Origin of the sequence: Parabacteroides distasonis ATCC 8503, assembly GCF_000012845.1 — a bacterium.
Taxonomy (GTDB): domain Bacteria; phylum Bacteroidota; class Bacteroidia; order Bacteroidales; family Tannerellaceae; genus Parabacteroides; species Parabacteroides distasonis.
Map to the genome: position 1 here is coordinate 3371967 of NC_009615.1, position 11755 is coordinate 3383721.

Annotated in this window: 8 protein-coding genes; 3 read left to right on the forward strand and 5 right to left on the reverse strand. The window is 47.8% G+C overall.

Going from position 1 to position 11755, the window contains the following annotated elements:
- Position 1 precedes the first annotated feature (1 nt).
- Entirely contained in the window at positions 2-844 is an 843-nt protein-coding gene (gene rnc, locus BDI_RS14135) for a ribonuclease III (RefSeq protein WP_008781036.1), read from the forward strand.
- Between the two features lie 82 nt (positions 845-926).
- Positions 927-3521, forward strand: a complete 2595-nt coding sequence (locus BDI_RS14140; RefSeq protein ID WP_011967016.1) for a T9SS type A sorting domain-containing protein — start codon at positions 927-929, stop codon at positions 3519-3521.
- Between the two features lie 64 nt (positions 3522-3585).
- On the opposite strand, the gene BDI_RS14145 is transcribed toward BDI_RS14140, so the two are convergent.
- Entirely contained in the window at positions 3586-4599 is a 1014-nt protein-coding gene (locus BDI_RS14145; protein WP_011967017.1) for an ATP-dependent 6-phosphofructokinase, read from the reverse strand.
- Between the two features lie 80 nt (positions 4600-4679).
- Between BDI_RS14145 and BDI_RS14150 the strand changes: the two genes are divergently transcribed.
- Entirely contained in the window at positions 4680-6197 is a 1518-nt protein-coding gene (locus BDI_RS14150) for a GH3 auxin-responsive promoter family protein (RefSeq protein ID WP_011967018.1), read from the forward strand.
- Between the two features lie 29 nt (positions 6198-6226).
- On the opposite strand, the gene BDI_RS14155 is transcribed toward BDI_RS14150, so the two are convergent.
- From BDI_RS14155 to BDI_RS14170, 4 genes are all read right to left on the reverse strand, one after another.
- Positions 6227-7012, reverse strand: coding sequence for a phosphatase PAP2 family protein (locus BDI_RS14155; protein ID WP_005864018.1), 786 nt, complete (start codon positions 7010-7012; stop codon positions 6227-6229).
- Positions 7002-8840, reverse strand: a complete 1839-nt coding sequence (locus tag BDI_RS14160; RefSeq protein ID WP_011967019.1) for a right-handed parallel beta-helix repeat-containing protein — start codon at positions 8838-8840, stop codon at positions 7002-7004. The genes BDI_RS14155 and BDI_RS14160 overlap by 11 nt, the downstream gene beginning before the upstream one ends.
- Before the next feature lie 251 nt (positions 8841-9091).
- On the reverse strand, positions 9092-10360 hold the full coding sequence (locus BDI_RS14165) for a sensor histidine kinase (protein ID WP_011967020.1): 1269 nt from the start codon (positions 10358-10360) through the stop codon (positions 9092-9094).
- Positions 10357-11724 (reverse strand): sigma-54-dependent transcriptional regulator, encoded by a 1368-nt coding sequence (locus BDI_RS14170; protein WP_011967021.1) that lies wholly within the window; start codon positions 11722-11724, stop codon positions 10357-10359. The genes BDI_RS14165 and BDI_RS14170 overlap by 4 nt, the downstream gene beginning before the upstream one ends.
- Positions 11725-11755: the final 31 nt, after the last annotated feature.

Genomic DNA, 11755 nt, shown 5'->3' on the forward strand with positions numbered 1-11755 from the left:
CGTGTTTAGAAAGCTATACAAACAGCTACATAAAAGAATAAGGCTCCTGCATAATAAAGGTAGGGAGCCTTATTTGTCTTTATCAAAGATTCTAGGTTTTTATCCGGATAATCTCCAGATTTACGAGCAGGCCTTGTTGCATAAATCATCATCGGTAGAGACGGGTGATGGTAAATGGCTTAACAATGAGCGTCTTGAATTTTTAGGAGATGGAATTTTGGATGCGGCGGTCGCCGATATTGTCTATAAGCGCTACCCAAATAAGCGGGAAGGCTTTTTGACAAACACACGCTCCAAGATCGTACAACGGGAAACGATGAATAAGGTCGCCGTACAACTCGGCCTCGATCAAATGGTAGTCTATTCAACCAAGATAAACTCTCATAACAATCATATGTATGGTAATGCGCTCGAGGCTTTGATCGGCGCTATTTATCTGGATCAAGGTTATGACGTTTGTTATAAGTTTATCCGTGACGTGATGATAGAAAAGTATATCGATGTAGATATGCTCGTCCGGAAAGAGATAAATTTCAAGTCAAACTTGATTGAATGGAGCCAAAAGAACAAAATATCGATCTCGTTCGATCTAATAGAGTCTTTTACGGATCATGATGGGAATCCTGTATTCCAAAGCGCGATTAAATTGCTGGGCGAGCAAATTGGCATAGGTATCGGTTACTCCAAAAAAGAATCCCAGCAAGCGGCTTCTAAAATGGCGGTCAAAAGATTGCGGACAGACAAAGAACTCCAGCAACGTATCTCTGCCACAAAGAAAAAGAAGGCTGGTGAACTAACCGATGAAAAAGAGTTTTCTGACCTCCCAGAGGAAGAAACTGTATGATAAACAGCAGAACTTGGGTAAATCGTTTGATATACCCAAGTTCTTCGTTATATTAAGAATAAGCTCATATAAAGTTGTATGTATGAAAAACCAGTACAGTAAACTTCTCCGAATATCAATAACCGGCATATTATATATTGGTTATTTCTCGATTTCAAGTTCGTTGGCGCAGATCAGCGAAGGAGGACTCCCCCCCAGCTTTCAATTTGCAGGTTCACTTCGAAGTGAAAAGCTAGCAGAACAAGTTCCAGTGAATTTCAGTGTGGAAGACCTCAAGACGGTCGATGCGTGGAGGGTCAGCCAAGGCGCTCCGTTGCGTGTAGCCAAGTCGATCCCAACCAGCTTCGACATCGCCGATAGTGGCGATTGGATTTCACTACCCGACGGCAGCCAAGTATGGCAACTTCACCTTCAAGCGAAAGGAGCGATCGCCTTGATCCTGTATTACTCCGATTTTTATATCCCCAAAGGTGCCCGGTTATACCTGTATAACGCAGCGAAAACCCAAGTATTGGGTGCCTATACGCATCGTACGCATCCTGAAAACGGACCGTTCGCAACCCAAGCCGTAGCAGGCGATGAGGTGATCCTCGAATATGTACCGGCACCATCCGGCGAGACACCTCGACTACGCATCCGGGAGGTCGGTTACGGGTATAATCATCTTGAAGCGATCATGCCAGAAGTACAGGAAGCGCCGGGAGCCGGCTTTTCAGAAGCTTGCGAAGTGAATATCAATTGCGAGGAGGGAGCCGATTGGCAGGAGCAAAAGAAGGGGGTGATACAAATGATTCAATACATCCGTAATAAAGAGGGAGAAGGAGGAAGCTATATTTGTACGGCTTCTCTGGTAAATAATACGGCCCGTGACAAAAAGCCTTATGTATTATCCGCCTTCCATTGTTCGCAAGATATGCTGGGCGAACAGACGGTTACTCCCGAGGAATTAGCAGTCTGGTTGTTTTATTTCCACCAAGAACATGTGGGCTGCGATAATGAGTCACCCATTTATCCGATAAAAACCATGGTAGGATGTACACGGAAAGCCTCTACCCCTGTCGAAAACGGTTCCGACGGACTGTTGCTGTTGCTTAACGACGAGATCCCCGACGATTATAATGTATTCTTTAACGGATGGGATCGTTCAAATATGCTTTCACTCTCGGGCGTAGGCATCCATCATCCTTCCGGCGATTATATGAAAATCTCCACCTATGGAAATTATCCGACAGAATCGATTACATGGCGTAATAGTGATGTTGGGAAAACCGGGGCCACGAACGCTCATTGGAATGCGACTTTCGATGCCACGCTAAACGGACACGGGGTGACCGAGGGAGGTTCTTCCGGCTCGCCTTTATTTAATAGCAAAGGTTTGATTATAGGTACGCTGAGCGGTGGAAGCTCCAGTTGCGAACTGCCCGAAGGATTGAATTTATACGGTAAATTGTATTATCACTGGAATAAATACAGTGATAATGATACAGCCCGGATGGATGTCTGGCTAGATCCACTCGGAACGGGCGTCACCTCGTTGCAGGGAATGACGCAGGATGGGAAAACGATCGGAAACGAGTATGAAAGTCCGACTGATTTGAAATACAAACAGATCTCCACGGGTGAGATTCAACTGACATGGAATGCCCCAGTCCTCGAAAAAATAGCTGGTTGGGGATCACAAGATCGTTATCAACAGTTCGGTCTCGGAGGAGATCCATTCTATTTCGCTCAGAAATGGGATACGAAAGATCTACAACCGGTGCATAAAAAAACGATCCGGAAGGTTAATTTCTATCCGCAGGAAGGAGTCACCTATGGAGTCTATATCAAACAGGGAAACCGGGAGTATGAAGAGAGTTTCACTCAACTGAAATCAGGTAAAATAAATTCGGTCACACTTAAAACACCATTCGTAATCGACGCGAAGCAGGATTTACTGGTAGCCATTCATGTGATAAGCTATGCCAATAACACATACCCGGCATGTTCCGATGAAGGCCCCGCAGTCGATGGAAAAGGGAATTTATATTCTTTGGACGGAAAAAAATGGGAAACATTCTCAGATGATGAGCTAGATGCCAATGTTGTGTTATCGATCGTAATAAGCGCGGAAGAAGGTGAGCTCCCCTCAAGTTCCGTATTCTCCACGAGCACTTTCTCGGAGAAACCGCAACCCATGAGAACGGGCCGATTATCATTCCGGAAACTGGCTATCGCCTCCGATGCGCAAGAAGCAGAGTTGATTACGGCTTTTCCGGAGCTGACCGGTTATAAGGTATATCAAGATACTCGGGAACTGACGACATTACCTGTTTCTCAACGGAATTATACGGTGAAAAATCTGGCAACAAATACCCCTCTGCTCCAAGTAACGGCACTTTATGGTACCGACGAGAGCGCTCCGGCTACGGTAATTCCGGAAACGAGCGTAGGTAACGAACTGAAGCCAACAGGCGAAGAAGTAGACATTCAACCACGTATCTTCTCGAATGAAGTACAGATCCAGAATTATCAACAACTGAAATCGCTTGAGATCTACAGGGCCGATGGAAAGTTGATACGTAGCATCCCGCAACCGGGAAGCAGTCTCAGCACGGGTGATTTTGCCACTGGAATGTATATCTTTCGCTTGACTACCGAAAAGGGAAGCCAAACCGTTCAAGGTATTAAGAAATAAACGGCCGCCTACTAGTATAAAGTAAAAAAGGTTGTGTGTCAGAGAACGCACAACCTTTTTTATTTTATTTCCCGAATGTTACCCCCATCCGCTTTCCTTGTACGATCAAATCATGATCCGGTGTCACTAATTTTAGTTTTCCCGCTACTTCTAACAAAGGAATGGATTCTACCCTATCTCCTTTTATACAAACCATACGTCCGAATTCACCATTAGCGATCAGTTCCGTGGCATGGCCTCCCAAGCGGGTAGCGAGGTTACGGTCGAACGGAGAGGGGTTTCCACCCCGTTGGGTGTATCCCAATACGGTATCCCGGGTCTCGATACCCGTTCCCGCCTCGATAGCCCGGGTGATATAATCAGAAGGACGCTTTTTATCCGGAGTCTCGATACCCTCGGCTACTACAACGATGGAATAAGGTTTGCCCCTGCGAGCCCGATCCAAGATCGCCTCGTTCACCTTATCGATATCGTATCCCAATTCCGGAAGTAAGATCACGTCGGCACCTCCAGCCATCCCGGCATACAAGGCGATCCATCCGGCATGATGGCCCATCACCTCCACGACCATCACCCGCTTATGTGAACTAGCCGTAGAATGAAGACGGTCTATAGATTCCGTGGCGATATTCACGGCGGTATTAAAACCGAACGTAATATCCGTACCCCATATGTCATTATCGATTGTCTTGGGAACGCCTATCACGTTCAATCCGATCTGAGATAACAGATTGGCCGTCTTCTGCGTACCGTTACCTCCGATACAAACCAAGCAGTCCAGCCCCAGCTCCTCATAATTTTTCTTAATGATCTCCGGCTTTTCCGAATCTCCCGAGGCCAAAAGCTTACGGAAAGGCTTCTCTCTGGACGTTCCTAAAATGGTTCCCCCTAAATTTAATATGCCGGATAAGCTCCGTTCATCGAAAACTTGGACGTCTTTATTCAAAAGACCTATAAAACCGCTATGAATACCTATCACTTCCATGCCGTAATGCATGATAGCGGTCTTGCCAACACCACGGATCGTAGCGTTGATACCGGGGCAATCGCCACCCGATGAGAGAATCCCTATTTTCATCGTAACGTTAATTTAGTACTTAGCAAAGATATAAATAAAAAGAGAATGCCTACATTTGCACTCGAACAAATAAAAAGGGCATGGATATTTTAACACAGACGATTTCGCTCCTTTTCCGCCATCGACAAACGGAGATCGGACGATTTGGGCAGGATATAGACCATATCCAGCGCAAACAGCTGCATGCTCTGCTTTCGACGGCACGCAAGACGGAATGGGGACTCAAATATGATTATAAAAGCATTCGCTCTTATTCAGACTTCTGCCAACGTCTTCCCTTACAGACTTATGACGAGATAAAGCCGTATGTCACCCGAATGATCAACGGAGAAAGGAATATTCTCTGGCCTTCGGTGGTGCGGTGGTACGCTAAGAGTAGCGGAACCACGAACGACAAAAGTAAATTCCTGCCCGTCACCCCCGAGATATTAAAGGGTTGCCACTATAAAGGCGGCTTTGATTGCGTAGCCATTTATCTGCGGAACAACCCGGAAAGCCGTTTCTTCTCCAAGAAAGGCTTGATTTTAGGTGGCAGCCATAGCCCTTCTCCGCTAAACTCCGAGGCTCATCAAGGCGACTTATCCGCCGTATTACTTCAAAATCTCAATCCGCTCGTCAATTTAATACGCGTCCCCAAGAAACCCATTATCCTAATGGATGAATGGGAAAGCAAGATCAAGGCGATCGTGGAGAACACTTGGAATAAGGATGTAAACAGCCTATCCGGTGTTCCTTCTTGGATGTTGGTCTTGATCAAGGCCGTATTGAAAAAAACGGGTAGGGAATATCTTACGGACGTATGGCCTAATCTGGAGGTCTTCTTCCATGGGGGAATCAGTTTCGAGCCTTACCGGGAGCAATATAAAACCTTGATTCCATCGAATAAGATGCATTATATGGAGACCTATAACGCATCCGAGGGCTTCTTCGGGCTGCAAGACGATCCGACAGACCCCAGTTTGCTTATGATGCCGGATTACGGTATTTTCTATGAGTTCATCCCGATGAACGAGGTGGGTAACGCCCATCCGACCGTGTTGCCGCTGGAATCGGTAGAGACCGGGAAAAACTATGCGATGGTAATCACGACCTCGGGAGGATTATGGCGTTATCAGATCGGGGATACGGTACGTTTCACCTCGTTATTCCCTCATAAATTTGTCATCTCCGGACGCACCAAGCACTTTATCAACGCCTTTGGCGAGGAGCTAATGGTGGATAACGCCGATAAAGCGATCGCCATGACTTGCCTACGAACCGGGGCGAAAGTAAAAGAATATACCGCCGCCCCACTCTTTATGCTGGATAAGGCGAAAGGACGGCACCAATGGTTTATCGAGTTTGACAAGAAACCGGAATCTCTCGATGAATTCGCCACTTTATTAGATCAGAACTTACAAAAGCTGAACTCGGACTATGAGGCGAAGCGGTATAAAGAGATCTCCCTCCAACCGCTGGAAATCGTTATCGCCCACGACGGCGCTTTCTATGAATGGCTCAAGCAGAAAGGCAAATTAGGCGGCCAACACAAGATCCCACGCCTCAGCAACGACCGCACGCATATAGAGGAGCTTTTGCGCATCAACCAGTCTCTATAAGCCGACATGCGCTTGATCCATAAGACGCATTAAAATTGATAAGTCAGATAGAATCCCGCCATATTCGAACTGAATACCGGAGCGGCCACGATCGGGCAGTTCTTCACATTTCGATTGATCCGCCGGGCGATAGCGTTACGAATCGGGAAATAGATCAGATACGATAACTCAACCGACAAGATACCGAAGCCGGCACCAGCCACTACATCCGCCACCCAATGCCTGTTATTGTATAAGCGGGAACCCGCCACGAACGCCGCTATCGCATAACCCGAGTAAGCGAGTATAGGTGAGCTATCCTTAAATTCCTTATAAGCCATATGCGCCCCTAAGAAAGCATTCGAGGTATGTCCGGAAGGAAACGAATAAGGCGCCCCATCCGGGCGAGGCTCATTTACCCAGTTCTTCAGTCCATGCACCATCAATCCGTTCATCCCCTCCGCTAAAGCGACCAAGCAAAGTTGGTCCACCCAGTTATGCTTCTCTTTTCCCATAAGGTCGCAGACAAATACCCAACCGAGCATTCCCCACTCCAAGTAATTGTCGATATGGATTTGCTTCACGGAATCTTTCCGGGAAAACAGGTGAAAGTCATTCATCCCGTCAATCGCCGTGCCTACGGCTCCCACCGTTATCAATGAGGCCGGAAGAATCAAGCTTTTCGGGTTAAACTTATAGGCAACGACAGGCATTCTCTCCTTGACAGGGGCTTGAGAACGTACGTTTAACGTATCGAGATCACCAACGCCGGCGAACGCAATGTTTACGAAGCCTATCAAAAGGCTTACCAAGACGATTAATTTCCTATATATCATATCCGTTATTTTCCTCTAAGACATCCCTCTCCCGGATAAACCCTTCATCAAAATAGTTGTTCTCTATTTTCGAGTGGATCACCCGCTGGAAATAGAAACGATAGTTATTCCAATGAAAAGCCGGATATTCCTTATTTTGTTTGACAATATTATTCGTGAACACCAACCCGTCCACGGACTTGGCGTATACCAAAGGTCTGTCGAACGTGATAAACTCATTCGCGTCGATCACGATATCACTATGGAAATATTTCCTTTGCGACGCTAAATCCGGGATTTCGGGATAAATAGAGATAATAGCGTTCGTAAATTGGAACATATTCGTCAAGGAGTTGATGAACTTATTCTTACGGATCAACACGTTCCGGCAAGCGCCGGTCTCGAACCAGCCGTTGCAATCACCGCACAGCAGGATCGCCGTCCCCGAGGTATGATCGAAAACATTATTCTCTACGACCGTTTGCCGAGGCGTGCTGAACAAGGAACCGCGGGCACGGTTATTACGGATTAAGTTATCCGAGAATAGGACCGTCGGTGTCCACTCCAGATTCTCTATGCCGAAACCGCTTCCCTCATGGATCGAAGGATTCACCGTATTCTCAAACCGGATCTCGAACTCCTTCGCCCCTCGGTAATCCGGTTGATCTACCGCCTTGATAGCGGTAATCCGGTTTCTCGCCCCTATCAATTCCATGGTGCTCGAATGGATGAACTGCACGGAATCCCCTACCCTTCCCCATTCGAAACCATACGATTGCGGGTGCATATACCGGCCTACCAAGGTAGAGTCATTCACTCGTCTCACCACTTTCAGGTAAGTTCCATGCACATTGATAGCGTCGTCCATCATCCCTTCGTACAAACCATTCTTGGAGATGATCGCTCCCTTGCAGGCCGAGAAATGGGTAGCGTCCGCCTGTGTCGTGAAATACCGCGGATCGTCCGCCCCTTTCAAGCAAACGGAGAAACCATCCAGCGTGATATTCTCGCTCATTTGCGCCAAGAGGCCCATTCCCTCGGCATAATGAACCTTGATATTCTCCAGAGTCGTATTCACGTCATGATACAGGAAGACACCGGGAGCCGGGCGTTCCCAAGAACGCATGGCGATCACCGTACCGGGCACCAAACGGTTGTCTTTCCAACGGGGAGACTTTATCAGCCTTGGAGAAACCTCGATCAAGCCCCGCACGCCTACCGGGATATCGCTTGTATTATACACCAAATGACGTGTATCTCCCTCGAAGGCGATACCGGAACCGGGAGTCAACTCCCAGCCTTCTCCCTTCGCTACAAACACGCTATCCCGTATCTCATAGTGTACCCACGGAGCCACCTCGAAAGTGATCCCACCATTCACCGTATCGTTCTCCACCACTTTTACCTGTGAAATCTGAGGGTGCTTGAAGTCTATACTAAAGTTTTTCAAGACACAATTCCTCGAATCCAGCAAAGAGACCGGCAACATCCTGCCGTGGAAGATTAACTCCGAACCTTGCCCGTCGAACACCATATTCTTCATCCCCTCGAAAGGCAAGCCTACTTTCTTCGGATTCATTTGATCATGATTCGAGATGAAATAGACACGCTCCGCCGCGCTATCGGGATAAAACTCATAGCGGCCCTTAGGCAAGGTCACCACAATTGTCTGGTTTTCCTCGCATTTCTCCCGTATCTGCTCCAATGCCCTCGCCATAGCGGGCGCATTATCCACATTCTCGACCGGGGATAAACCATAAGCCGACAAATCATACCTCCATTCCGTAGAACAAGCGCTTCCAAACAGGGAATAAAGCAGGACAACTGCCCCCCATAGATACCATTTCATAGAAAATCAATTAAATATATCCGCGAAGGTATGTATTTTACAGGGTAAGCGCACTAAAAACAGACAACAACTTTCCGTCTCATGAATCCTATCACGAATCTCCTATAATAGCAGCCTGAGTTTTCTCCTAATAAAACAAAAGTTTCCTCAGTAAGAAACTTTTGTTTCCCTATATAGAAACGAAAGTTTTTCCTTGAAGAAACTAAAGTTTTCCGTATAAGAAATTTAGAAAAACTGCAATAGGCTGATAATCAATTAAAGTACAAAAAGAAACAGCTACCCTTTCCATTCTCGGATTCTACCGAGATATGGCCGCCATGCAAGGTGATTATTTGCTTACAGATGCTTAAACCGATACCCGAGCCGGAGGGCTTGGTGGTAAAGAAAGGTACAAAAACCCGGTCGATAACCTCGGGTAAGACACCGATACCGTTGTCTCGCACGGTAAAGACAAGTTCGTTTCCCTCCCGCTGAGCCGCCACGATAATCTCAGGGTTTGACTTTTCCGCACAAGCCTCACAAGCATTCTTCACTAAGTTCAAGAAGACCTGCTCCATCTGCGCCCGATCCGCGAACCATTCCAGAGGCTCGTCCGGCAAGCGGAAACGGATAGAAGGCTCAGGGCACAAACGCCTTAAATCCGAAAAGAAATCTTTCACTAAGATACGGGTCTTTACCGGAGAGGCGATCCGGGTCAATCTCCGGTAATTCTCAACGAAATCCAGCAACCCTTTACTCCGGCGATGGATGACATTTACCCCATGCTGGATATACGAACGATTCCGGACATCATCCGGATCTGCTTTGCAACGTTTGCTCAAGGTCTCGGACAACGAGATAACGGGTGTGATGGAGTTCATGATCTCGTGCGTCAAGACACGGATCAATTTCTGCCAAGCCTCCATCTCATTCCGCTCCAAGGTAGAATGGATGTTCTTCAAGCTGACGATCCAACGCTCGCAACCTCGCAAGTCGATACGAGTGGCATCGATCGCCCAATCTTGCGGAACGGATGGTTTTCCGTAACGCACCACCGTCTTCCCCGCCTTGATAGCCTCCAAAAACTCATTGGGTAACCGACACCTCGTATCCAGCAACGCGTCGGCGGTCCGGTTCTTCCATTCAATAGCCCCTTCCTTGTCGGTAACAAGTACGGCTGTATCCACCTTATTCAACAGGCTCTCAAAATACTGCCGCCTCACCTCCTCGTCCATCAATCGGCCACGCAAGGATCGCAGGGCTGCGGACAAATCGTCCGCCAACTCCCGCATCACCTTATCCTCGTAAGGTGAACGAACGATCTGGATCAAGTCTTGCTGCCGCAAGCAATCCACCACATAACGCCAATACTTCACCTGCCGCATCTGTATGAAATAAAGATGAATCGAGAAATACAAGATCGCGATCCCGCAAAAAGTAGGACAAAAGATAATCTCCTCATGCACGCAATAGAACAGGAGTCCCGTAGACAAGACGATGCCTAGGATGTGCGAGATGACCGTGAACGCATACGATCTCATAAGCCGAACTTCTCTATTTTACGATACAAGGAAAAACGGGTGATACCCAATAGCTCGGCGGCATAGCTCATATTACCATTGCTTTGCCGCAAGGCTCGCTCGATGATTTTCCGCTCGGCTTGCTCTAGATTCAAATCAGGGTCCAGCTCCTTCTTCCGCTCGTAAGAGGCTGTATAGAGAGGGAAATCATCCGGTCTCAGCACCGTACCCTCGTTCAAGATCACGGCTCGCTCCAAAACATGCTGCAACTCCCGGACATTACCGGGCCAAGGGTATTTCATCAGCTTACTCCCCGCCTCCCGGCTCAACCCTTTGATCGTTTTCTTGTATTTCCGGCTATACAGCCTCTGGAAATGATCGGCCAGCATCAAGATATCCTCTCCCCGCTCACGCAGCGGTGGTATGGCTATCTCTATGGTATTGATCCGATAGAGCAAGTCTTGCCGGAAACTCCCCTCGCCCACCAGCTGACGCAGATTGGCGTTGGTGGCGCAGATCAAACGAACATCGATCGAGATCGGTTCCACCGCTCCCAAACGGGTGATATGACGTTTCTCTATAGCTGTCAGCAATTTAGATTGCATCGGCAAGGACAGGTTACCGATCTCGTCCAGAAAGAGCGTACCGCCGGAAGCCATCTCCATACGTCCCGGCTTGGATCTTCGGGCATCCGTGAAGGCACCTTTCTCATAGCCGAACAACTCACTCTCAAATAATTGTTCCGGGATACTTCCCAAGTCGATCGTCACGAAAGCATCGTCACGCCGGGGCGAGTAATGCCTCAACAAACGGGCAACCAGATCTTTTCCGGTACCGCTCTCACCGGTAATCAATATATTCGCGTCGGTCTCCACAAGTTTGTAGATCGTGTCTTTTACCTTCAGCATAGCCGGCGACTCACCGATCAATTCCGGCAATGTGTCGTCCTCCTTCATGGCTTTCATTTGCTCTCGCAAACGTCCTACCTCCTTACGGGAATGGCTCAATCGAATGCCCGACGAGAGGGTAGCCAGCAACTTCTCCGTTTCCCACGGCTTGGAGATGAAATCGGTAGCGCCAACCTTAATGGCCTTGACCGCTTTCTCTATATCCGAATAGGCCGTCATGAAGATCACGACCGCCTGCGGATCGATCTCCAAGATTTGTCCCAAATACTCAAAACCCTCCTGCCCGCTCACGGCATCCCGATGGAAATTCATATCCAGCAAGACCACGTCCGGTTGGAACGTCCGCATGAAATACTCGATGCGTGCCGGTTGTGTCGTTACCTTCACCTTTTGCATGTACGGCTCCAACAGTAAGTTCAATGCGAACAACACATCCTTATTATCGTCGATGATCAATATCTTTCCTTTTTCTTCCATACGGACAAAGATAAAGGGAATAAAGACAGCT